Below are 22,358 nucleotides of genomic sequence, written 5' to 3' on the forward strand. Positions count from 1 at the left end.
AAGCTCAGCCGGCGCTGCGCACGGTCTGCAGTGCCGGACGGTGGCGCACCATACGGGCGAACTGGGCCGCCGGCATGGGCGGTGACAGCAGCGATCCCTGGATCTCCTGGCATCCCAGGGCGGCAAGGGTAGTCCGCTGCTCCGGGGTTTCCACGCCTTCGGCCGCCACGCGTATGCCGAGCGCTGTGGCCAACTGCGCGATGGCCCTGACGATGGCCTCGCCAGGATCGGTCCCGCCGAGCAGCCGCACGAAGGAACGATCGATCTTCAGCTTGTCGACGCGATGCAGCCGCAGCAGGGTGAGCGACGAAGGTCCGGTGCCGAAATCGTCGAGCGCGATGCGGACCCCAGCCTCTCGCAACGCTCGAACTGCCGCCAAAGCGGCGGGGTTGCCGTCGAGCAGGAGGCCCTCGCCGATTTCGACCTGCAGGCGGTCGGGGGTAACGCCCGCCTCGGCCAGGACCGACTGGACCAGTTGTGCCGCGCCCTCCTGGCGCAGGAAGACCGGGGACAGGGCGATCGACAGCCACGGGACCTCGCTGTCCCGGGCGAAGGCGCAGGCGGCTGCCAGCATCCGTCCCGTGAGCAGGCCGATCACGCCGCGTTCCTCGGCGATGGCGATCAGCTGCGAGACAGGGAGGCCTCCATGGGCGAAATGGTCCCAGTCCAGCGTCGCCTCGGCGCCGAGCAGCGTCAACCCGTCGATGGCGAAGACGGGCTGATAGGCGAGTTCGACCGGCCTGTCGCCCTCGAGCGCCTGGCGCAAGTCGCGTTCTATGCGATGCTTGTGTTTCAGCATGTCGTCCATGCCGTCGGCGAATATCCGGAAGCAGGAGCGGCCGCTGCGCTTGGCGGCATAAAGCGCGATGTCGGCCTTGCGGAACAGTTCCCTCACGTCGATGCCGTCTTCGGGCGACAGGGCGATGCCGATGCTGGCACTGATGAAGATCTGGTCGCCCTTGACGTCGAACGGCTCGCCGAGGTCAGCAAGGATCCGCTCGCTGACCTTCTCGGCAGTCCGCTGGTCGCGGATGTCGACCAGCACGATGGCGAACTCGTCGCCGCCGACGCGCGCCACCGTGTCGATCTCACGCACGCCTTCGCCTAAGCGCTGCGCCACCTGCTTCACCAACTGGTCGCCCGCATCATGGCCGAGCGTATCGTTGACATGCTTGAAACGATCGAGATCGACACAGAGCAATGCCATCCGGCCGCGGCCGCGCTTCACCGTCGCCAAAGCCTGGCCGAGCCGGTCCTCGAATAGCGCCCGGTTCGGCAACTCGGTCAGCGTGTCGTGGAATGCCAGGTAGCGCGCGTCTTCCTCGCTCGACTGCAACTCGCGGGAGGCGCGGCGAAGCCGGCGCAGAATGAAGCTGAGGAGGGCGCCGGCGAAGACCACGCCGGCAAGCAGCGCCGGTGCGGTCTGCGTCACCACCGCCAGCCCGGGCCGGTCGGGCTTCCATGTCAGAAAACCGAGGGTCGCATTGCCGGAATTGACGAGCGGGACGCTTGCGGTGGTTTGCGGATCGATCGAGGTCAGCCTTGCCCCTTCGATCAGATAGTGCGCTGCGACCCGGCCGACCAACTCGGCATCAACGATCTGCGAGGCGACGTGCACATATTCGGTGCCAGCCTCCTGGCGCACCAGTTCCGTATCCGGCATGATCGGTTGCACGCTGACGATCGCCGGCACGGAACCGAGCCGCACGAGGTCGGTGACGCCCGGCTCCGCCGGGCGTCCCCGCATCTGCGTTCTCAGCCGCGCCACCAGCGGCATGATCGCCCCGGCCTCGCCGCCAAAGCTGGCAGGGTCGACCGTCATTCCGTCCCGCATCGCATGGACCGGCCGGTTCCGTTCGTCGAGGACGTAGACCCGGTCCTGGCCATAATAGGAATGCAGCCATTCGCCGAGATTCTCGCGCATCCACTGCTGGTCGCCGGCCTTGGCTTTCAGCACGGAATCGTTCCACAGCGTGACGCTGCGCTGCTCGCGCGCCAGTCCATCGACCTGCTCGGCGATGCCGCTGCGAGCGAAGTTGCGCTGACGCTCGATCGCCAGTCCATCCACGCGCAGCACTGCGTAGACTCCAAAGGCGACGACCAACGCCAATGACAGAGCCGCGCCGATGATCACCGGAACGGTGATCCGGGACGTCAGCGGTTCGCTCTTTTCCTGTTGCCGCATCGCCTGGCCAGCTTGACTGTCAGCGATTTTCCGCCCGGCAGGGTTAACATTGCCTTACCGAGCCTGGCTGCTGCCGCAGCCCGCCGCATGCCGTCAGGTCTGGCCGGCGTCATCGGCGCGGCGGCGGCGCAGAAACCATTGCGCAACCAGCCAGCACAACATCGCCCAGGAGGCACCGGCGCACCAGCCGGCGAGCACGTCCGAAGGCCAATGGACGCCGAGATAGACGCGGCTGGCGCCAACCAGGAACGTGGCCAGCAGGGCGATCCCGAGCAGGTAGACCTTCACCGCGCGGCGCGGCGCCACGCGCGCGGCGAGCGCGCCGAGGGTCAGGTAGGTCACGGCCGACAGCATGGCATGGCCGCTGGGGAAGCTCAGCGTATGGACCTCGGCGAGATGCGTCACGAGATCCGGGCGCGGTCGGTCGACGCCGAGCTTCAGCAGGCTGCTGAGCACCTGTCCGCCGGCGACCGCCAGGAAGACGAACAGCGCCGGCCCGCGGCGAGCGGTGATCAGCAGATAGATGATCGTGGCGGCGGTGATGAAGATCAGCACGCTGGCGCTGCCGAGCGCCGTCAGGTCCCGGACGGCCTCCGCGAACCAGGACGGGCCGATCGGGATCGAGGGATTCCCGGCCTGACGGAAGGCGAGCAGGATCGTGCTGTCGAGGGCATGCGGCTCGTTGTCGCGTGCCACGTCCATCATCTCGATGAAGCCGAACAGGCCGCCGGCGATGACGATCGCCGCAAGCAACAGCGGAAACTCGATCCTCTTGGCGATCGCCTCTACGAACGACATCCTTCGACCTGTGCTGCCGAGCTGAAGACGGCCCTCGCTCACCTAGGATGCCGGCCTCGCCGCTGCAAGCGCTTTGGCGCATCGTGTCATCAAACTGTCAGCCAAGATGCCTAGCTGTCCCGACGAGAGATCCCAAGCCATCCCTACAGCCAGAGGTCGCCAGGATGAACAGTCATCTTCCCCCACAATCCGGATTCGTCACCAGCCGGCTCGAAGAGAACGACGGGCCGGGGCGCAACCCGACCGACAACCGTACGATGGGCGACATCATCGCCGCGCGCTTCTCGCGCCGCGGCTTCCTGCGCGGCTCGCTCGCCGTCACGGCGATCGCCGCGACGGTCAGCCCGATCGCGCTGATCACCGCCGACAACGCACGCGCCGCCGGCGCCTCCGCGTTCAACTTCGACGAGGTCGAGGCGGGCGTCGACGAAACCCATCACGTGGCGGCCGGCTACGATGCCGACGTGCTGCTGCGCTGGGGCGACGCGCTCTTCGCCGATTCGCCGGAGTTCGACCCCGCAGCCCAGACGGCGGCCGCCCAGGCCAGGCAGTTCGGCTACAACAACGACTATGTCGGCTACATCCCGATCGACGGCTCGGCGGAGCACGGGCTGCTGGTAGTCAACCACGAATACACCAATCCGCACCTGATGTTCCCCGGCGTCGTCCAGATCGTGGAGAAGGACGGCAAGAAGACGATCGAGGTCGCGCCGCTCAGCAAGGAGCAGATCGACATCGAGATGGCCGCGCATGGCGGTACTGTCGTCGAGATTCGCAAGGAGGGCGGAAAGTGGCAGGTCGTGCGCGACGGCAAGCTCAACCGCCGCATCACCGCGACCACCGAGATGCAGCTCACCGGCCCGGCCGCCGGCCATGACCGCCTGAAGACCAGCGCCGACCAGAGCGGCATCAAGGTGTTCGGCACCGTCAACAACTGCGCCGGCGGCGTGACCCCGTGGGGCACCTACATCATGGCCGAGGAGAATATCCACGGCTACTTCTCCGGCGAACTGCCGGAGGGTCACCGCGAGGCCGACAACCACAAGCGCATGGGCGTGCCGGAAGGCGCCTATGAATGGGCTGCCTTCGACAGCCGCTTCGACATCTCCAAGGAGCCCAACGAGCCCAACCGCTTCGGCTGGATCGTCGAGGTCGACGTGAACGATCCGAACTCGGTGCCGAAGAAGCGCACGGCGCTCGGCCGCTTCAAGCACGAAGGCGCCGAGTCGATCGTGGCAAAGGATGGCCGCGTCGTCTTCTATCTCGGCGACGACGAGCGCTTCGACTACGTCTACAAGTTCGTCACCGCGGGCACCTACAATCCGGATGACCGTGCCGCCAATCTCGACCTGCTCGACCAGGGCACGCTCTATGTCGCGAAATTCGCCGAGGACGGCAGCTTCGAATGGCTGCCGCTGGTGCACGGCCAGGGTCCGCTGACCGCGGAGAACGGCTTCGCCAGCCAGGCCGACGTGCTGATCGAGACGCGCCGCGCCGGCGACCTGCTCGAGGCCACGCCGATGGACCGGCCGGAGGATATCCAACCGAACGGGACCAACGGCAAGGTCTACGTCATGCTGACCAACAACACCAAGCGCGAGGAAGAAGGCGTCGACGGCGTCAATCCGCGCGCCAAGAACGCCTTCGGCCATATCGTCGAGCTGATCGAGGACGGCAATGACTTCGCCGCGACCAAGGGCCGCTGGGAAATCCTGCTGAAATGCGGCGACCCCTCGGTCGCCGAGGTCGGCGCCTCCTTCTCGACCGCGACGACGGCAAACGGCTGGTTCGGCATGCCCGACAATTGCGCCGTCGACGCGGCCGGGCGCCTGTGGGTGTCGACCGACGGCAACAGCCCGAAGGCCACCGGCCGCACCGACGGCCTGTGGGCCGTCGACACCGAAGGCGAGGCGCGCGCCACCTCGAAGCTGTTCTACCGCGTGCCGGTGGGCGCCGAGATGTGCGGCCCGCTGTTCACGCCGGACGACCAGACCGCGTTCGTCGCCGTGCAGCACCCGGGCGACGGCGGCGACGACTGGGAAGGCTTCGGCCGCCCCTCCTATTATGAGGACCTGTCGACCCGCTGGCCCGACTTCAAGCCGGACATGCCGGTGCGTCCGGCGGTCGTCGCCATCACCAGGCAGGGCGGCGGCAAGATCGGCGTCTGAACCTGCCTGACGCATCCTCCCGCGGGCGCCGGCCGATCCGGCGCCCGACCTATTTTCCGAAGGCGGGTCCGAGCGTGATCAGGGCCACCGCGACGATGGCGAGCACGATGCCGGCACTCTGCAGCATCGTCAGATGCTCGCCGAACCAGGCCAGTGCGATCACGTTGACGGCGACGAGCTGGATCACCGCCGACAGGCTGAATGCGGAAGCCATGCCGAACTCCCGCACCAGCCGCAGCATGATCAGGTTGCCGGCCGAATAGAGCAGCAGCGTCAGCACCAGCTTGCCGAGACCGGGCGCCAGCGCCCAGGATTTCGCCACGGTGGCGGCAACAAGGAAGACCGCCGTCGAAGCGGCGAGCTGCAAGAATCCGGACAAGGTCACCTGGTCAATCCCCGTTGTCCCGGAGCACCACGGCCGCGGGATCGTGCGATCTCTCGGACATGCCTCCTGCCGCGTCAAGGGACCGGCGGGACCCGCTTCACTGGGCCAGAGGCTCGCCATGACGCCCCGCTTTGCTCCGCCTCCATGCGGCGTTAAGACAGGAGGAAACGCGACAGGAGGCCGGCATGGCGGAAACGAAGGTGGCGATCATCACGGCGGGCGGCAGCGGCATGGGCGCGGACGCGGCGCGCAAGCTTGCCCAGGATGGCTTCAAGGTGGCGATCCTTTCCTCCTCCGGGAAAGGCGCGGCGCTCGCCGAGAGGCTCGGCGGCGTCGGCGTCACCGGCTCCAACCGCTCCAACGACGACCTGAAGCGCCTGGTCGATGCCGCCTTCGACCGCTGGGGGCGCATCGACGCGGCGGTCAACAGCGCCGCGCACGGGCCGCGCGCGCCGGTGCTGGAGCTCACCGACGAGGACTGGCATACGGGCATGGAGACCTACTTCCTCAATGCCGTTCGTGTCGCCCGCCTGGTGACGCCGATCATGCAGGCGCAGAAGTCCGGCTCGATCGTCAACATCTCGACCTATGCCGCCTTCGAACCGGAGGCGCTGTTTCCCACCTCCGGCGTTTTCCGTTCCGGGCTCGCCGCCTTCACCAAGCTGTTCGCCGACAAATATGCCGCCGACAACGTGCGGATGAACAACGTGCTGCCGGGTTTCATCGACAGCCTGCCGGAAACCGGCGAGCGGCGCGAGCGCATCCCGATGGGTCGCTATGGCCGGGTCGAGGAGGTGTCGGACCTGATCGCCTTCCTCGCCGGCGACAAGTCGAGCTACATCACCGGGCAGAACATCCGCATCGACGGCGGCATCACGCGTTCCGTGTAGCGGCGATCGTGGCCTAATCGGCCGCGGTTGCCGCTCCGATCCGGGACTGTATAGTCGGTCTCGCGCGGGATCGCCGTCGCGCCCTCGAGACATGGCCGGGACGGCCGCCAAAAGGACTACCGATGGCATGGTTCCTGTTGTTCGTCGCCGGCCTGTTCGAAGTCGGCTGGGCGATCGGCCTCAAATACACCGACGGGTTCACCAGGCTCGTGCCCACGCTCCTCACCGGCGCCAGCATGGTGGTCAGCCTCGGCCTGCTCGGGCTGGCGCTGAAGGAATTGCCGGTCGGCACCGCCTATGCGGTCTGGACCGGCATCGGCACGGTCGGCACCGCGCTGCTCGGCATCTGGCTGCTCGGCGAGCCGGCGACGGTGCTGCGCCTGGTCTGCATCGGCCTGATCGTCTCCGGCATCGTCGGGCTCAAGCTGGTCGCCTGAGTCCGCCCGGGCCACCTCACTCCCCTCGACCGGCGAAGCATCTCACCGCCCTTCGGGTCGCCGACAGCAACGCCAAAAAGGCCGGGGTGCATAGGCATCCCGGCCTGATTTCGAGAGGTAGGATCGATCAGCCGCGGCCGCCGCGCTTGCGCGCCTTGCGAGCCGCATAGCGGGCATCGCGCTTGGCCTTGCGCTCCGCTTCCTCGGAGAGTTCTTGCGCGATGCGCTCGTTCTCTTCCTGCTCGCGGATTTTCGCCTCGACGGCCAGCCGCTCTTCCTCGATCCTGCGCCGTTCGGCCTCTTCGGCCTCGCGGCGGTTCCGCTCGGCGGCCTCGATCGCCTCGCGCTCCTTGCGCTGCTTTTCCTTCTCGGCGGCCCGCTTCTCGCGCGCCTCGATGATCGCTTGTCTCTCCGCCCTGCGGGCGAGCACCTGCGGATCGTCCTCCGCCGGCCGTGTCTTGAACCGTTCGAGCAATGCTCTCTTCGCCTCGTTCGCCGCGCTGCGGCGTTCGAAGATGTCTTTTTCCCTGTAGAGTGCCAAGTTTCGCCTTCGGTATGATCAGTCGATACGCGCCGTACATACGCACGATCGCCGCGAGATCAAGCGCCAAATCGGTATGCCAGCCATGAAAGTCGGCACTGTTGCCGCGACGAAACGGCCCAGGGCCGTTTCGGGCTATCCGGCGCGGCCAAGCGCTACGGCCGACCCCGTGAACGGCAGCACCAGCTTATAAGCCGGCGGCGGCGCGATCGGAGTGGCCGCGGCTGTGCCGAACTGCGTGACGCCCCGGCCGACATGCTGCCCGAGGTCGTGGCGGCCGCCGCCGAAATCGAACGAGGTACTGGCGACCAGACGGGCCGAGAACACGTTGGTGCCGATCAGCGGAGCCGACACTGCACCTATGGACACGGCGACCGTCGTGCCGACCGCCAGGCTGGTGCGGCGGAAGGTGGCGATGCACTCGCCCTGCGCAAAGGAGGCCGGATCGTCGAAGGTTCCGGCCGGCTGGCGCTGCAGGTAGAGCGAGAACTCCCCGATCGGATCGAGGCCGAGCGACAGTGCGCCATTCCTGATTTCCCGGGCCTTGAACGGCCTGGCGGCGAAGGTGAAATGCGCTGTCTTCTCGCCGGGATCGCCGTCGAACAGAGGCACGTCCGGGAACGGCAGGTGCAGGAAATAGCCGTAGTCGGCGAGCGTACCGTCCCCCGCCTGGTAGAAGCGGCCGGTGGCGTACCAGGCGAGTTCGGCGGGAAACAGGGCAGTCATCGGTGCTCCTTCGATGGCGGCGGCGGGCTGCCGGTCAGTCGTTGGCCGGACGACCGGGATTGGCGCCGTCCGGGACTCTCCGAATATCTCTCGCAGACTCTTCGGTCTCGTTAATCACCGAGACCTTTGCCTCCGACTCGTCCACCCTTGCAATCCAGCCCCAAATCCCCGATATGAGCGTCGGGAGGTTGGTGGTGGACGCGCCACTCGCCAACCGGGTCAGGTCCGGAAGGAAGCAGCCCTAACGAGCACGGAACGGGTCATTGTTCCAGCCTCCCACCTCCGCAAAGCCTGCGCCTCGGCCGTCACGGCGTTGACGGAGCATTGCCGCGCGGGCGAAACTCGCTAGCATTCGAACCGGCCGCCCCGGCGGCCAGCGGAGGCCAACCCCCGGATGAGCGACGCAGGAAATCAGCAGACGGGAAAAGCCGGCGCCTATCGCGTGCTGGCCAGAAAATACCGTCCGGCCGACTTTTCCGCGCTGATCGGCCAGGAGCCGATGGTGCGCACGCTCACCAACGCGTTCTCGAGCGGCCGCATCGCCCAGGCCTGGATGCTGACCGGCGTGCGCGGCGTCGGCAAGACGACTACTGCCCGCATCCTCGCACGCGCCCTCAACTACAAGACCGATTCGATCGACCAGCCGTCCGTCGACCTGACCACGCCCGGCCAGCACTGCCAGGCGATCATGGAGGGCCGGCATGTCGACGTGATCGAGATGGACGCCGCCTCCCACACCGGCATCGACGACATCCGCGAGATCATCGAGCAGGTGCGCTACGCGCCGGTCTCGGCCCGCTACAAGGTCTACATCATCGACGAGGTGCACATGCTGTCGACGCAGGCCTTCAACGGCCTGCTGAAGACGCTTGAAGAGCCGCCGCCGCACGTCAAGTTCATCTTCGCCACAACAGAAATCCGCAAGGTGCCGATCACGGTGCTGTCGCGCTGCCAGCGTTTCGACCTGCGCCGCGTCGGGGCCGAAACGCTCGTCTCGCATCTCGGAAAGATCGCCGGGCTCGAAGCGATCGAGGTCGAGGATGCGGCGCTCGCCATGATCGCGCGCGCCGCCGAGGGCTCGGTGCGCGATTCGCTGTCGATCTTCGACCAGGCGATCGCCCACAGCGCCGGCCCGGTAACGGCCGAGACCGTGCGCGGCATGCTGGGGCTGGCCGACCGTGCCCGCGTCATCGACCTGTTCGAGCAGGTTATGAAGGGCGACATGGCGGCGGCGCTGGCCGAGTTCCGGGCGCAGTACGACACCGGCGCCGACCCGGCCACGGTGCTGACCGACCTCGCCGACTTCACCCATTTCGTCACGCGGCTGCGCTACGTGCCGGCGGCGGCCGGCGACGCCTCGCTGACGGAGGACGAACGCACGCGCGGCTCCACCTTCGCCGAGACGCTGTCGATCAAGGTGCTGTCGCGCGCCTGGCAGATGCTGCTCAAGGGCATTTCCGAGGTGCAGTCCTCCAGCCGTCCCGTCGCGGCCGCCGAGATGGTGCTGATCCGGCTGGCGCATGCGGCCGACCTGCCGACGCTCGACGAGGCGATGAAGACACTTGACGGCGCCGGCGTTCCGTCTGGCGGGAATGGCGCCGCAGCGCCGCGGGCGCCTGCTTCAACGGCGCCGATAGCGTCGGCTTCTGCAGGAGCGCCGCTGGCCTACCAGGCTCCCGCTCCCGCCCCGGCCCGCATGGCGCAATCCGCCAACGGCGGCCCGGTGGCGCGGCTGGTCGAGCGCGAAATGCCCGCAGTGGAGATGCAGCCTGCCCCGATCCCCGAAGCGAAGCCGGAGCCGGTTGCCGACGCCGTGCCGGTGCGCTCGCTGGCCGACATAGCGGGGCTTGCCGATGCCAATCGCGACATGGCCTTCAAGGTGCTGCTGAAGCGTTGCGTGCGGCCTGTGCGCATCGAGCCGGGCCGGCTGGAGATCGCGCTGACGCCCGAGGCGCCGAAGACGCTGCCGACCGATCTCAGCACCAGGCTGAAGAGCTGGACCGGGCGCAACTGGCTGGTGTCGCTGTCGCGCGAGGAGGGCGGCCCGACGCTGGCACAGCAGGAAGCGTCGCGCCGCGAGACCGCTATCCTCGACGCCAGCCAGGACCCGGCAGTCGCGGCGATCCTCGCACGCTTTCCCGGCGCGAAGGTGATCGATGTCCGCATTCCCGACGCGGCCGAGCTGCCCGGCGCCGATGCCGAGGCGGACGAGATTTCCCCCGATCCGTCGCTCGACGACGACGACAACTGAAGAGGACCCAGTCATGAAGGATCTGCTCGGCCTGATGGGCAAGGCGAAGGAGATGCAGGCGAAATTCCAGGCCATGCAGGAGGAGATCGCCCTGATGGAGGCGACCGGCCAGGCCGGCGGCGGCCTCGTCCAGGTCACCATCACCGGCAAGTTCGAGATGAAGACGCTGAAGATCGATCCCTCTCTGTTCAAGGAGGACGACGTCGAGATTCTCGAGGACCTCATTCTCGCCGCCCACAACGACGCCAAGACAAAGGTCGAGGCGGCGATGAAGGACAAGACGGCCGCGCTGACCGCCGGCCTGCCGCTGCCTCCCGGTTTCAAGATGCCGTTCTGAACGGTAGACCGACGGGGTCGACAGTGGTTCGGCCCGCCGTTGTCGCGCAGCGCGATAGCCCCGCGGCCGTCCTCCGGCCGTGCGTGATCGCGTGCCGCCCCGAATCGTCCGCTGATTCGTGCAGATGTTACCGTCGCGCCTGGCGGCGGCTTCGCAACGGCTTTCCGGCGTTTGCGGTTAATTTTATTTAAACACATGGAATTTAAGGACAAAATCGACAGTTGAACAGGCCCGGCGACATTGCACGGAGCCGCCTGCCGCGATTTGGTAACGCAAAAGTCATCATTTCGCCGAAAACCTGCACAGTGTTGTCATTAGTACACACAGCCGCCGGAGCGATGATGAGGGCATATCCGTGAGCGCGCGCAGGCGCGTGGCGGCCGTTGTAACGGTTGCGCTTCTTCCCCTGATGGTTTCCGCATGCAGCCAGACCGCCGACCTGACGGACGGCGTGCGGTCCATGGTCATGCCGGCCGGCCACCACGGCTACTCAGCCCGCGAGAAGGAATGCCTGATGCGGGCGATGTTCTTCGAATCGAACCGGTCGAGCCGCGACGGCCTGATCGCCGTCGGCACGGTGGTGATGAACCGTGTCCGCTCCGGCAAATGGGGCGACACGATATGCGGCGTGGTCGGCGCGCCGAGGCAGTTCGCGCCAGGCGTGCTGACGCGCAAGATGAACTCCAAGGCTCTGCCGGACGTCGAGGCCGCCGCCGACGCCGTGCTCAAGGGCGAGCGTAATCCCAAGGTGAAGAACTCCATGTTCTTCCACACCGCGGGCCTGAAGTTCCCCTACAAGAACATGCACTATACCGTGGTCGCCGGCGGCAACGCCTTCTACGAGAAGCGCAACCGCAACGGCGACCCGGTGGTGCTGCCGCCGGAGAAGCGTATGGCCCAGCCGGTGGTGATGATGGCAAGCGCGGACACCAAGCCGCGCCTGCAGGCCCGGCCTGCCATCAGCGGCCGCGCCGACGACAAGCCGACCATGGTCGCCATGGCCCGTCCGGCAATCAGCGGACGGGCGGACGGCGCTCAGGCCGCTGCGATCCGCAAGCCGGCCGATCGCGCGGCGCCGACGGAAGAGACCACCGCCGTCGCAATGGCGATGGACGGCCCGTCGCCGTCCGGGCCGTCGCCCAATGCCGCGCCGTTCCCGGAGGCGCCGGCGCAAGCCGCCTTGCCGGCGACGACGGAGGCGAAGCCGACGCCGAACGTCGTGATGGCGACGGCACGCGCCGACGGCTGGACAACCGGCGCACCGGCCCTGCCGGCGAGCGCCCCGGCGCCGGCATCCGCCCCGGCGCCGGCATCCGGGCCGGCTATGTCCTTCGACGTCGATCCCAACGACGCCGACGCCATCGGCGCGATCATAGCCGGTCAGGAGCGGCCGGCGATGGGATACAACTGAGGGCCGCGCGGACTCCTTGCGATAGGGCACCCGGCGACGCCTGCGGTGTGACTTGCCGGGTCATCCCGCCGGCCCATTGAGCTGTCCGGGTTTTCCGGCGACGGGCTTTGCTCTAAATCCTCCTCCATGTCCAAGCGAATCGCCGGTCCCGAGATCGAACGCCTGATCCAGCTCCTGGCCAAGGTGCCGGGGCTCGGCCCGCGTTCGGCCCGCCGTGCCGCGCTGCATCTGATCAAGAAGAAGGAGCAGCTGCTGGCGCCGCTCGCCGGCGCCATGGCCGACGCGGTGGACAAGGTCCGCGTCTGCTCGACCTGCGGCAATGTCGACACCGTCGACCCGTGCATGATCTGCACCGACCCGCGCCGCGACGGCGCCACCATCGTCGTGGTCGAGGACGTCTCCGACCTGTGGGCGCTGGAGCGCGCCGCCGCCCTCAATGCGCGTTATCACGTGCTCGGCGGCACGCTGTCGCCGCTCGACGGCATCGGCCCCGACCAGCTCAACATCAAGGGGCTGGTCGCCCGCGTCGCCGAGGGCGGCGTCTCCGAGATCATCCTGGCGGTCAACGCCACGGTCGAGGGGCAGACCACCGCGCACTATCTCACCGACCAGCTTTCCGGCTTCGGCGTCAAGGTCACCCGGCTGGCGCATGGCGTGCCGGTCGGCGGCGAGCTCGACTATCTCGACGAGGGCACGCTGGCGGCGGCGCTCAAATCTCGGACCGCGTTTTGACGCAAAGGCTTTGTAGACGGCAGCAATGATTCGCGCTCTACGTTGCCCCCCTTTGTCCTGCCGGACATCTCCCCCACAAGGGGGGAGATCGGCCGGCCGCCTTGCTTTCGCAAATCGTCGACGTTGCAGGAAGTGCGGCGAGGCCGAAGCTTCCAATCTCCCCCCTTGTGGGGGAGATGTCCGGCAGGACAGAGGGGGGCAGCGTAGAGCGCGAATCTTCGCCGCGATGGCAATGCTTCTAGTCTTGCCGATTGCCCTGCTTTCAGCCCCTGCCTCCGCCGCCAAGATCGACGACCAGTTCCGCGCCTGGCTGGCGCAGGATCTGTGGCCGGCCGCACAGGCCAGCGGCGTCTCGAAACAGACCTTCGACGCCGCCTTTGCCGGCGTCTCCCCGAACCTCAAGCTGCCGGATCTTGTCCTGCCCGGCCAGAAGCCGACCACGCCGAAGAAGCAGCATCAGGCCGAGTTCGGCTCACCCGGCAGCTATTTCGCCGAGAAGACGATCGGCGCCGTCACCTCCGGCGGCCGGGCGCGGGCAGGCCGCCATGCCAGGACGCTCGCCGCCGTGGAGAAGCGCTACGGCGTGCCGGGCGAGGTCGTGCTGGCGATCTGGGGTCGCGAATCCGGCTTCGGCGCGGCGAAGATGCCCTATGACGCTTTCGAGGTGCTGGGCACGAAGGCCTTCCTGGCGACGCGCAAGGAGATGTTTCGCAAGGAGGTGCTCGCCGCCCTCGTCATGGTCGAGCGCGGCCTGGTGGCGCGCGACCAGATGAAATCCTCCTGGGCCGGCGCGCTCGGCCAGCCGCAGTTCCTGCCTTCCTCCTTCCTCGACCACGCCGTCGATTTCGACGGCGACGGCCGCGCCGACATCTGGAACTCGGTGCCGGACACGCTCGCGTCGATCGCCAACTATCTCGTCCATTACGGATGGGTGCCTGGTCGCGACTGGGGATTCGAGGTGACGGTGCCGGCGAGCGTCTCCTGCGCGCTGGAAGGTCCCGACCAGGGCCGCGGCATCGCCCAATGGGCGGCAATGGGGATTGTCCGGGTCACCGGAAAGCCGTTCCCCGCCCGAGAGGCAAAAGCGGAAGGTTTTCTGCTGATGCCGGCCGGCCGCAGCGGCCCGGCCTTCATCGTCACGCCGAATTTTTATGTGCTGAAGAAGTACAACGAAAGTGACCTCTATGCGTTGTTCATCGGCCACGGCGCCGATCGCATCGCGCATGGCGACCGGACCTTCGCCGGGAGCTGGGGCAGGGTCGGCGGCCTCTACCGCTCGGACATCGCCTCGCTGCAGCGGGCGCTGGAGGCGGAGGGCTACGACGTAGGCGGCGCCGACGGCCTGCCCGGCTTCAAGACGCGGCGCTCGATCGGGGCTTGGCAGGAGAAGAACGGCAACGCCGCCACCTGCTTTCCCGACCGGCCGATCGTGGAGGCGCTGCGGTAGCGCGGAGCGAATGCCTGATGAAATCGTTCATCCGGCCCTGACTTTCGTGTTTGATCGCATGGTTTTTCTCCGGGAATGCCGCACTTTTCGGGACCATGCGTGCACCTTTTGGCATCATTCGCAGGGATCATGTCATGGTGAACAGGCATGCGGCAAGGCTGCGGCGCCTGCTCGACGGTTCCGAAAGGCCGCCTCGCTGGCCGGCGGGCGTCTCGGTGCGGACCTTGCGCGACACCGCCGACGCCAAGGCCATGCACGGCCTGCTCATCCGCATCTATGGCGAGGATGACGCGGACGTCTTTCCCTCTTTCGAGGACTGGTGGGGACGGGTATCGGGCGACCCGGAGTTCTCCGCCGAGCTGTGCTTCCTGGCATCCGACACGACGGGCCGGCTCGCCGGTTTGGCGCATTGCTGGACCAGCGCCTTTCTCAAGGATCTGGCGGTGCGGCCGGACATGCGCCGCCGCGGGATCGGCGCGGCGCTGCTCGACCACTGCTTCGCCGTGTTCCGAGCGCGCGGCGCCGCTCGTCTCGACCTCAAGGTCGAGCTCGACAACGCGGCAGGGTTGAGGCTCTACGAACGCGCCGGCATGGTGCGCGTGCCGTGGGAGGGATGAACGGCTGCAAAACCGGCGCTGCTCAGGCCGCCTTTGCCAGCTCCCGGTGCGCCTCGGCAAGGATCTCGAAAGAGCGCTTGCGCGCCGCGTGGTCGAATATCTGCGCCGTCACCATCAGTTCGTCCGCGCCGGTGCGGCGGATGAAGGCGTCCAACCCCGCCCGCACGGTCTCAGGCCCGCCGACGACGGCACAGGAAAGGGCACTGTCGAGCATGGCGCGCGCCGCGGGGTCGAGCGTCTCGACATAATTCTCGATCGGCGGCGGCAGCTTTCCGGGACGGCCGGTGCGCAGATTGACGAAAGCCTGCTGCAGCGAAGAGAACAGCAACGTGGCCTCCGCGTCGGTTTCGGCGGCGAAGACGTTGAGCCCGAGCATGAGATGCGGCTTGTCGAGGCTCTCGGAGGGCTGGAAGCGCGAGCGGTAGATGTCGATGGCATGCTCCATCTCGGCCGGCGCGAAATGCGAGGCGAAGGCGTAGGGCAGGCCGAGTATGGCCGCGAGCTGCGCGCCATAGGTGCTCGACCCCAGCATCCACACCTCGACGGTCTCACCCTCGCCCGGCACCGCGCGTACCCGCTGGTTCGGTCCGGCAGGCGCGAAATAGGCCATCAGCTCGACCACGTCGTTGGGAAAGCCATCGACGCCCGCTTCCAGGTTGCGGCGCAGCGCCCGCGCCGTCGCCATGTCGGTGCCCGGAGCCCGCCCCAGGCCGAGGTCGACGCGGCCGGGAAAAAGCGCCGACAGCGTCCCGAACTGCTCGGCGATCACCAGCGGCGCATGGTTGGGCAGCATGATGCCGCCGGAGCCGACGCGGATCGTCTTCGTGCCGGCCGCCACGTGACCGATCACCACCGCGGTCGCGGCGCTGGCGATGCCAGGCATGTTGTGATGTTCGGCCAGCCAGTAGCGCCTGTAGCCCAGACCTTCGGCGTGACGCGCCAGGTCGAGCGTGTTGGCGAGCGACTGCGAGACGCCACTGCCCTCCGGCACGGGTGCGAGATCGAGGACGGAGAGGTCTGTCATCATGTCGGTTCCCGGTTGCCGCCTCGATATAGGAGCGCAGCGGGCGCCGCGCAAAGGCTGGATCAATGGTCCGGCGACACGCCCGCCGATCAGCGGGGAAAGGCTTCCGGCACCGCTTTTGCGGAACTTTCAGCGTCCGCCGGTGCCGTGTCGTCGACCGACTGTTGCGCCGACAGAAAATTCCCGACATGCCGCAGGCTGTCGAAATTGTCGCAGAAGACCTTGACGACGACCAGGATGGGCACGGCGATCAGCGCGCCGACGAATCCCCACAGCCAGGACCAGAAGGCGACCGCGATCAGGATCGACACGGCGTTGATCTCGAGGCGCCGCCCGAGCACGAGGGGACTGACCAGCTGGCCCTCGACGATATTGCAGAGCAGCACGAACGCAGGTGCCAGCAGCGCGTAGGGCAGGCTGTCGAAGGTGATGATGGAGATCGCGGCCACGAGCAGGACGGTGGCGGCCGCGCCGATATAGGGGAGGAAGTTGAGGAGCATCGCCGCCACCCCCCATACCAGCGGGGTCGGCATGCCGACCCACCACATGCCGAGGCCGACCGCCGCGCCCAGCCCGATGTTGATGATGGTGACGGTAAGCAGGTAGTGCGAGATTTCGCGTTCGACATCGTAGACCACCCGCAGCGCCCGCTTCTTTTCGCTCATGCGGGCGAAGGACTGGACGATCTTCTCGTAAAACAGCGTGCCCGAGGCGAGCAGGAACAGCGACAGCACGAAGGTGAGCGCGATCGTCGTGCCGGCCGCCATCAGGTTGCCTGCCGCCTGCGAGACGAGTCCGGCCTGCGCCACCACCACCTTCTGCACGCCGGGCTCGTGTGCGGTGTCGGTCGCCTGCTCGACCTGGCTGAAGAACCGGAGAATCTGCTCGAACGGACTGCGCAGCTCCGCCAGCCGCTCGCTGAGCCGCCGGCCGATCGCCGGCGCGTCGTTGATCAGCGCGACCACCGGTCCGCTGAGGACGAAGCCGATGACCGCCAAGACCATGACCGAGAGCAGCACTAGCAAGGTGGCCGAGACATAGGCCGGCACGCCGTGCTTGCGCAGAAGCCGCACGATCGGCGTCAGCATCAGCGCAAGCAGGAATGCCAGCACCACCGGAAGGAAGAAGTCGCGGGCGAGATAGAGGGCGCCGACGAGAGCGATCAGGAAGATGCCGATCAGCAGCGAGCGCATCAGCCGCGTATCCGCCTGGGTGCGCGACGGCAGGTCCTCGCCGGACACCTCATCCTGAACTGACATGGTGAAGGCCCTCACATGTCCCCGGGCGATGGCCTCGGGGACGATCACCGTCCAGAACGCGGCGGAGGCTCGGGAAGTTCCGTTAGCCGGCGGCGGGGGCCGTCCCGATCTCCTTGCGCACCAGCGGAGCCACCCTGGTGCCGAACAGCTCTATCGCCTTCATCAGTTTGTCGTGCGGCATCAGGCCGATCGCCATCTGCAGCAGAAAGCGGTCGTTGCGGAAGATCCTGTGCATGGCGACGATCTTCTCGGCGACGGTCTCCGGGTCGCCGACGAACAACGCGCCGCGCGGGCCGCGCGCCTGGTCGAAATGGGCGCGGCTGGTCGGACCCCAGCCGCGCTCGCGGCCGATGCGGTTCATCACCTCGGCTTGCGGCAGGTAGAAGTCGTCGGCCGCCTGCGCGGTGGTCTCGCCGACGAAACCATGGACGTTTAGGCTGGTGGCGAGCGTGCTCGGGTCGTGTCCGCCCTGCGCGGCGGCTCGCCGGTAGAGCTCGAACAGCGGCGCGAAGCGCGCCGGCTCGCCGCCTATGATGGCGAGCGCCAGCGGAAGGCCGAGTTTGCCGGCCCGGGCGACCGAATTCGGCGTGCCGCCGACGGCGATCCAGATCGGCAGCCTGTCCTGATGCGGCCGCGGATAGACTCCGCGGTCATGGATGGGCGCCCTCAGCCGGCCCGACCAGGTGATTCGCTCGCTGTCGCGCAGCTTCAGCAGAAGGTCGAGCTTCTCGGCGAACAGCTCGTCGTAGTCGCCGAGGTCGTAGCCGAACAGCGGGAAGGATTCGATGAAGGAACCGCGACCCGCCATGATCTCGGCGCGTCCGCCTGAAATCAGGTCGAGCGTGGCGAATTGCTGGAAGACCCGGACAGGATCGTCGGACGACAGCACGCTGACCGCGCTGGTGAGCCGGATCCGCCTGGTGCGTTCCGCCGCGGCTGCGAGCGCGACGGCGGGCGCCGAGGCGAGATAGTCCGGCCGGTGATGCTCGCCGAGGCCGAACACGTCGAGACCGACCTGGTCGGCCAGCTCGATCTCCTCGATCAGGTTGCGCATGCGCTGATGCGGCGAGATGGTACGGCTCTCCGGATCGGGATCGAGGTCGGCGAAGGTGTAGAGGCCGATTTCCATGATTCTGCGGCTCGCACGGTCGGACAAATTCACCGACAAGTAGTTGTCCGCGAGCTTTCCCGCCAGCCCCCGAGCGGTGAACGGTGCATCTGCTGGAGCTAGGACGGCCAGGATACGCTTATGCCATTCTGGCTTTTGCCGCCCTCGATACCGCTCACGATCGGACGCATCGTTGCTATGTCGGCCGCGGCGCAGCTGTGATCGAAGCCCCAGACGGGGATCGTCGCCGAATTCGCCACGCATTGCGCATAGCGGTTGCCCGATTCACAGCCGAGAAGGATGATCTTGGTCGTCCTGGGGGCTCTGCCGATGAATTTCCAGAACAAGTCGCCATAAGGGCATAACTGACGCCCTGTTCCATTGGTGTGCCAAGGCTGCCGGTAGCGCCAGTCGGCGTTTTCAGTCTCGCGGCTCGCTTTGTCGATCGGGGTGAGGTAGGACATGATAGGGCCGTCCAGTTCGCCGACATGCGAAACGGTCAGCACGCAGGTGGCGACGAACAAGAATTCCAGGAATGATCCCGAGCCTCCATTCGGAGCCGCTGAGACAGGAAGCATATCGATGTAGTGGAAGTCCCTCGACTGATTGGCGAATACGCATTTGTAAACGATCCCGTTGCCGCCGTAGACATTTTTCACCAAATCTTCGCCGACGCGCTCGAAATTCTTCTGATCAGGCCCGTCTCCAGGCACTATCACGGCTGCTGGCATCATTGCCTCCCGGGATATCTACAGAAGAATATTACAGACCGGCCAAAATTGAAACGTTCTGTTACTTTTTTTGTAGGGAGCTCTTCTCGATCACCGGTGCGATTTCCGACGCGAGGAGCCGATTGCAACGCCTGCCGCTCGTATCCACATTGCGCAAAACAGTTTATAGACGCGCGCGACCGCAGGAAGAGTCGCTTCGCCCCATGACGAAAACACCACTCAGGCTCGAAGAACTGGTCGACGGCGACGCGCTGCGGCGCGAGCTGACGGCATTTACGGCCGACACGTCGGGTGACGGTTCGGGCATGGCGGTCCGCGCCAAGGTGCTCGCGGCTCTGAAGGAGAGCATCGCCGCCGGCAAGCGTGCAGCCGAGCGGATGCTGGCGGAGGACGGCAGCGGCACCGCCTGCGCGCGCCGCCTGTCGCACCTGATGGACGAGATCATCCGGGTGCTCTACGATTTTGCCGCGACTCACGTCTACCGCGCGAAAAATCCGTCCGCCGCCGAGCGCATGGCGGTCGTCGCGGTCGGCGGCTACGGACGCGGTACGCTCGCCCCCGGCTCCGACATCGACCTGCTGTTCCTGCTGCCCTACAAGCAGACGCCCTGGGGCGAGCAGGTCGTCGAGTACATGCTCTACATGTTGTGGGACCTCGGCCTGAAGGTCGGCCACGCCACCCGCAACATCGACGACTGCGTGCGGCTGTCGCGCTCGGACATGACGATCCGCACGGCGATCCTCGAGGCGCGCTTCATCTGGGGCGAGCAGCCGCTGTTCGACGAGATGCTCGCCCGCTTCGACCGCGAGGTGGTGAAGGGTACGGGCTCGGAATATGTGCAGGCCAAGCTCGCCGAGCGCGATACCCGCCACGGCAAGGCCGGCGAGAGCCGCTATCTGGTCGAGCCCAACGTCAAGGACGGCAAGGGCGGCCTGCGCGACCTGCAGACGCTGTTCTGGATCGCCAAGTATTTCTATCGGGTCCGCTCGGGAGAGGAGCTGGTGAAGGCCGGCGTGTTCACCCGTACCGAATACAACCAGTTCCTCAAGGCCGAGGATTTCCTCTGGGCAGTACGCTGCCACATGCATTTCCTCACCGGCAAGGCCGAGGAGCGGCTGCATTTCGACATCCAGCGCGATATCGCCGAACGGCTCGGCTACACCAGCCATCCCGGCATGTCGGCGGTCGAGCGCTTCATGAAGCACTACTTCCTGATCGCCAAGGACGTCGGCGACCTGACCCGCATCTTCTGCGCGGCGCTGGAGGAGGAGCAGGCCAAGCATGTTCCCGGCTTCAACCGCATCTTCCTGACCTTCTCGCGCCGCCGCCGCAAGCTCGCCGGCACCGCCGACTTCATCGTCGACAACCACCGCATCAACGTCGCCGACGACAAGGTCTTTTCGCGCGACCCCGTCAATTTGCTCAGGCTGTTCTGGTTCGCCGACCGGCACGGCCTCGAATACCATCCCGACGCGCTCAAGCTGCTCAGGCGCTCGCTGCGGCTGGTCGACAGGGACCTGCGCCGGAACGCCGAGGCCAACCGCCTGTTCCTCGACATTCTCACCTCCGACCGCAATCCCGAACTCAACCTGAGACGCATGAACGAGGCGGGGCTGCTCGGCAAGCTCATCCCCGATTTCGGCAAGATCGTCGCGATGATGCAGTTCAACATGTATCATCACTATACGGTCGACGAGCACCTGCTGCGCTGCATCGGCATCCTGTCGGAGATCGAGCATGGCGACGGCGAGCGGCTGCACCCGCTGTCGCACACGCTGATGCCCGGGCTCACCAGCCAGCGCGAGGTGCTCTACGTGGCGGTGCTGCTGCACGACATCGCCAAGGGCCGGCCGGAGGACCATTCGGAGGTCGGGGCGCGGATCGCCCGCCGCATCTGCCCGCATATGGGCCTGTCGGCCGAGGACACCGCGACGGTGGCCTGGCTGGTGGAGCACCATCTGCTGATGTCGATGACGGCGCAGACCCGCGACCTCAACGACCGCAAGACGATCAGCGATTTCGCCGACATCGTGCAGTCGGTCGAGCGGCTGAAGCTGCTGCTCGTCCTGACCGTCTGCGACATCAGGGGCGTCGGCCCGGGCGTGTGGAACGGCTGGAAGGGTCAGTTGCTGCGCAATCTCTATTACGAAACCGAACTGCTGCTCACTGGCGGCTTCTCCGAGGTGTCGCGCTCACTCCGGGCCGAGAAGGCGCGCGAAGAACTCGCGGCCGCCCTGGCCGCATGGCCGGAGAAAGCCCGACGCCGCGTCATCAAGCTGCATTACGAGAACTACCTGCTGGCCGTCGACGTCGAGGACCAGGTGCGCCACGCCGAGTTCATCCGCGCCGCCGACGACGCCGACAGGAAGCTCGCCACCATGGCGCGCCCGCATGCCTTCGAGGCGGTGACCGAGATCACGGTGCTGGCGCAGGACCATCCGCGCCTGCTGTCCGTCATCGCCGGCGCCTGCGCGGCCGCCGGCGCCAACATCGTCGACGCCCAGGTGTTCACCACCTCGGACGGACGGGCGCTCGACACCATCCTGATCTCGCGCGAGTTCGACCGCGACGAGGACGAGCAGCGCCGTGCCGAGCGGGTCGGCCGGCTGATCGAGGACGTGCTGTCGGGCAAGAGCTGGCTGCCGGAGATCATCGCCAAGCGGGCGAAGTCGAAGCGGCGGGCTAGGACGTTCCCGATCGAGCCGCGCGTCGACATCCGCAACACGCTGTCCAATCGCTTCACCGTGATCGACGTCTCGGGGCTCGACCGGCCGGGCCTGCTGTCGGAGATCACGGGAAAGCTGTCGGACCTGTCGCTCGACATCGCCTCGGCCCACATCACCACATTCGGCGAGAAGGTGATCGACACCTTCTACGTCACCGATCTGACCGGGGCCAAGATCGAGAACCCGATGCGGGTGCAGGCGATCCGCACGGCGCTCACGGCAACGCTGGAAGGCGAGCCGGCGCGCAACGGCAAGGTGGCCGAGCAGGCCGCGGCGGAATGAGTATCGCGCTGATATTCTCCCCCCTCGAGGGCAGGGCGATCGCATATGGAAGTTCTGGAGTTGTCGCCCGGTCGGCTACCCCCACCCCTGACCCCTCCCCTCAAGGGGGAGGGGGACTTTGCCATGCCGAGCGAAATCGTCACCGATTCATGTTTTGCGGAACAGCGGCAATATCCCCCTCCCCCTTGAGGGGAGGGGTTAGGGGTGGGGGTAGCTCAATATGCGATAGCCCTGTCCTCGCGGGGGATATGTCGTTGAAGGCCACTGAGGTGGCGGCCGCAGGAGGCACCGCCATCAGGCCGG

The 22,358-nt window shown here is 66.9% G+C and carries 19 protein-coding genes and 1 other RNA gene; 11 read left to right on the top strand and 9 right to left on the bottom strand.

Translation table 11 applies throughout. The features are described from left to right. Positions 1-4: 4 nt before the first annotated feature. Together C7I84_RS13545 and C7I84_RS13550 are read right to left on the bottom strand one after the other, a co-directional pair. The gene (locus tag C7I84_RS13545) at positions 5-2,185 is read right to left on the bottom strand and encodes a putative bifunctional diguanylate cyclase/phosphodiesterase (RefSeq protein ID WP_106772735.1); all 2,181 of its coding nucleotides are present in this window, start codon (positions 2,183-2,185) and stop codon (positions 5-7) included. A gap of 93 nt (positions 2,186-2,278) precedes the next feature. After that, positions 2,279-2,983 carry a phosphatase PAP2 family protein gene (locus C7I84_RS13550; RefSeq protein WP_106772736.1) on the bottom strand — a complete coding sequence of 235 codons (705 nt, stop codon included), beginning with the start codon at positions 2,981-2,983 and terminating at the stop codon, positions 2,279-2,281. A 164-nt stretch (positions 2,984-3,147) separates the two neighbouring features. On the opposite strand from C7I84_RS13550, the gene C7I84_RS13555 reads away from it, so the two are divergent. Next, positions 3,148-5,151, top strand: coding sequence for a PhoX family protein (locus tag C7I84_RS13555; protein WP_106772737.1), 2,004 nt, complete (start codon positions 3,148-3,150; stop codon positions 5,149-5,151). Positions 5,152-5,200: 49 nt separating this feature from the next. Here C7I84_RS13555 and C7I84_RS13560 read toward each other — a convergent pair whose 3' ends face one another. After that, a complete protein-coding gene (locus tag C7I84_RS13560; RefSeq protein ID WP_106772738.1) occupies positions 5,201-5,536 on the bottom strand; it encodes a hypothetical protein in 336 nt (111 codons plus the stop codon). Between the two features lie 185 nt (positions 5,537-5,721). Here C7I84_RS13560 and C7I84_RS13565 point away from each other — a divergent pair, with 185 nt between their 5' ends. Both C7I84_RS13565 and sugE read left to right on the top strand, forming a co-directional pair. Then, a complete protein-coding gene (locus C7I84_RS13565; protein WP_106772739.1) occupies positions 5,722-6,426 on the top strand; it encodes an SDR family oxidoreductase in 705 nt (234 codons plus the stop codon). 122 nt (positions 6,427-6,548) lie between these two features. Beyond that, entirely contained in the window at positions 6,549-6,863 is a 315-nt protein-coding gene (gene sugE, locus C7I84_RS13570) for a quaternary ammonium compound efflux SMR transporter SugE (protein ID WP_106772740.1), read from the top strand. A 127-nt stretch (positions 6,864-6,990) separates the two neighbouring features. Here sugE and C7I84_RS13575 read toward each other — a convergent pair whose 3' ends face one another. Continuing rightward, positions 6,991-7,404: a DUF6481 family protein gene (locus tag C7I84_RS13575; RefSeq protein WP_106772741.1), complete on the bottom strand. Its 414-nt coding sequence runs from the start codon at positions 7,402-7,404 to the stop codon at positions 6,991-6,993. Between the two features lie 135 nt (positions 7,405-7,539). Then, positions 7,540-8,130 carry a hypothetical protein gene (locus C7I84_RS13580; protein ID WP_106772742.1) on the bottom strand — a complete coding sequence of 197 codons (591 nt, stop codon included), beginning with the start codon at positions 8,128-8,130 and terminating at the stop codon, positions 7,540-7,542. A gap of 183 nt (positions 8,131-8,313) precedes the next feature. Between C7I84_RS13580 and ffs the strand changes: the two genes are divergently transcribed. The 7 genes from ffs to C7I84_RS13615 all read left to right on the top strand — a co-directional run bounded on the left by ffs (position 8,314) and on the right by C7I84_RS13615 (position 14,925). After that, an RNA gene (gene ffs, locus C7I84_RS13585) (signal recognition particle sRNA small type) lies at positions 8,314-8,410 on the top strand. A gap of 114 nt (positions 8,411-8,524) precedes the next feature. Continuing rightward, the gene (locus tag C7I84_RS13590) at positions 8,525-10,381 is read left to right on the top strand and encodes a DNA polymerase III subunit gamma/tau (RefSeq protein ID WP_106772743.1); all 1,857 of its coding nucleotides are present in this window, start codon (positions 8,525-8,527) and stop codon (positions 10,379-10,381) included. Between the two features lie 13 nt (positions 10,382-10,394). Continuing rightward, positions 10,395-10,718: a YbaB/EbfC family nucleoid-associated protein gene (locus tag C7I84_RS13595; RefSeq protein ID WP_106772744.1), complete on the top strand. Its 324-nt coding sequence runs from the start codon at positions 10,395-10,397 to the stop codon at positions 10,716-10,718. A gap of 355 nt (positions 10,719-11,073) precedes the next feature. Continuing rightward, complete coding sequence (locus C7I84_RS13600; protein ID WP_245428433.1) at positions 11,074-12,129, top strand: cell wall hydrolase; 1,056 nt, start codon at positions 11,074-11,076, stop codon at positions 12,127-12,129. A 126-nt stretch (positions 12,130-12,255) separates the two neighbouring features. Further along, positions 12,256-12,861, top strand: a complete 606-nt coding sequence (gene recR / locus C7I84_RS13605) for a recombination mediator RecR (RefSeq protein WP_106772746.1) — start codon at positions 12,256-12,258, stop codon at positions 12,859-12,861. A 232-nt stretch (positions 12,862-13,093) separates the two neighbouring features. Continuing rightward, positions 13,094-14,308, top strand: a complete 1,215-nt coding sequence (locus C7I84_RS13610; RefSeq protein ID WP_245428434.1) for a lytic murein transglycosylase — start codon at positions 13,094-13,096, stop codon at positions 14,306-14,308. A 134-nt stretch (positions 14,309-14,442) separates the two neighbouring features. After that, a complete protein-coding gene (locus C7I84_RS13615) occupies positions 14,443-14,925 on the top strand; it encodes a GNAT family N-acetyltransferase (protein WP_106772748.1) in 483 nt (160 codons plus the stop codon). A 22-nt stretch (positions 14,926-14,947) separates the two neighbouring features. On the opposite strand, the gene C7I84_RS13620 is transcribed toward C7I84_RS13615, so the two are convergent. The 4 genes from C7I84_RS13620 to C7I84_RS13635 all read right to left on the bottom strand — a co-directional run bounded on the left by C7I84_RS13620 (position 14,948) and on the right by C7I84_RS13635 (position 19,047). Continuing rightward, positions 14,948-15,949, bottom strand: coding sequence for an LLM class flavin-dependent oxidoreductase (locus C7I84_RS13620; RefSeq protein ID WP_106772877.1), 1,002 nt, complete (start codon positions 15,947-15,949; stop codon positions 14,948-14,950). A gap of 89 nt (positions 15,950-16,038) precedes the next feature. Then, positions 16,039-17,208, bottom strand: a complete 1,170-nt coding sequence (locus C7I84_RS13625) for an AI-2E family transporter (RefSeq protein WP_106772749.1) — start codon at positions 17,206-17,208, stop codon at positions 16,039-16,041. A gap of 82 nt (positions 17,209-17,290) precedes the next feature. Next, a complete protein-coding gene (locus C7I84_RS13630; protein ID WP_106772750.1) occupies positions 17,291-18,337 on the bottom strand; it encodes an LLM class flavin-dependent oxidoreductase in 1,047 nt (348 codons plus the stop codon). Positions 18,338-18,435: 98 nt separating this feature from the next. Then, on the bottom strand, positions 18,436-19,047 hold the full coding sequence (locus C7I84_RS13635) for a hypothetical protein (protein ID WP_133170093.1): 612 nt from the start codon (positions 19,045-19,047) through the stop codon (positions 18,436-18,438). 203 nt (positions 19,048-19,250) lie between these two features. On the opposite strand from C7I84_RS13635, the gene C7I84_RS13640 reads away from it, so the two are divergent. Further along, a complete protein-coding gene (locus C7I84_RS13640) occupies positions 19,251-22,055 on the top strand; it encodes a [protein-PII] uridylyltransferase (protein ID WP_106772752.1) in 2,805 nt (934 codons plus the stop codon). Positions 22,056-22,358 lie beyond the last annotated feature (303 nt).

Origin of the sequence: Kumtagia ephedrae, assembly GCF_003012745.1 — a bacterium.
In the GTDB taxonomy this organism is placed as follows: Bacteria; Pseudomonadota; Alphaproteobacteria; order Rhizobiales; family Rhizobiaceae; genus Kumtagia; species Kumtagia ephedrae.

What these genes read in the sequence shown, in the direction of transcription:
- C7I84_RS13545 (WP_106772735.1), bottom strand. Translation starts at nt 2,185, where the DNA reads ATGCGGCAACAGGAAAAGAGCGAACCGCTGACGTCCCGGATCACCGTT.
- C7I84_RS13550 (WP_106772736.1), bottom strand. Translation starts at nt 2,983, where the DNA reads ATGTCGTTCGTAGAGGCGATCGCCAAGAGGATCGAGTTTCCGCTGTTG.
- C7I84_RS13555 (WP_106772737.1), top strand. Translation starts at nt 3,148, where the DNA reads ATGAACAGTCATCTTCCCCCACAATCCGGATTCGTCACCAGCCGGCTC.
- C7I84_RS13565 (WP_106772739.1), top strand. Translation starts at nt 5,722, where the DNA reads ATGGCGGAAACGAAGGTGGCGATCATCACGGCGGGCGGCAGCGGCATG.
- sugE (WP_106772740.1), top strand. Translation starts at nt 6,549, where the DNA reads ATGGCATGGTTCCTGTTGTTCGTCGCCGGCCTGTTCGAAGTCGGCTGG.
- C7I84_RS13580 (WP_106772742.1), bottom strand. Translation starts at nt 8,130, where the DNA reads ATGACTGCCCTGTTTCCCGCCGAACTCGCCTGGTACGCCACCGGCCGC.
- C7I84_RS13590 (WP_106772743.1), top strand. Translation starts at nt 8,525, where the DNA reads ATGAGCGACGCAGGAAATCAGCAGACGGGAAAAGCCGGCGCCTATCGC.
- C7I84_RS13595 (WP_106772744.1), top strand. Translation starts at nt 10,395, where the DNA reads ATGAAGGATCTGCTCGGCCTGATGGGCAAGGCGAAGGAGATGCAGGCG.
- recR (WP_106772746.1), top strand. Translation starts at nt 12,256, where the DNA reads ATGTCCAAGCGAATCGCCGGTCCCGAGATCGAACGCCTGATCCAGCTC.
- C7I84_RS13610 (WP_245428434.1), top strand. Translation starts at nt 13,094, where the DNA reads ATGCTTCTAGTCTTGCCGATTGCCCTGCTTTCAGCCCCTGCCTCCGCC.
- C7I84_RS13615 (WP_106772748.1), top strand. Translation starts at nt 14,443, where the DNA reads ATGGTGAACAGGCATGCGGCAAGGCTGCGGCGCCTGCTCGACGGTTCC.
- C7I84_RS13620 (WP_106772877.1), bottom strand. Translation starts at nt 15,949, where the DNA reads ATGACAGACCTCTCCGTCCTCGATCTCGCACCCGTGCCGGAGGGCAGT.
- C7I84_RS13625 (WP_106772749.1), bottom strand. Translation starts at nt 17,208, where the DNA reads ATGTCAGTTCAGGATGAGGTGTCCGGCGAGGACCTGCCGTCGCGCACC.
- C7I84_RS13630 (WP_106772750.1), bottom strand. Translation starts at nt 18,337, where the DNA reads ATGGAAATCGGCCTCTACACCTTCGCCGACCTCGATCCCGATCCGGAG.
- C7I84_RS13635 (WP_133170093.1), bottom strand. Translation starts at nt 19,047, where the DNA reads ATGCCAGCAGCCGTGATAGTGCCTGGAGACGGGCCTGATCAGAAGAAT.
- C7I84_RS13640 (WP_106772752.1), top strand. Translation starts at nt 19,251, where the DNA reads ATGACGAAAACACCACTCAGGCTCGAAGAACTGGTCGACGGCGACGCG.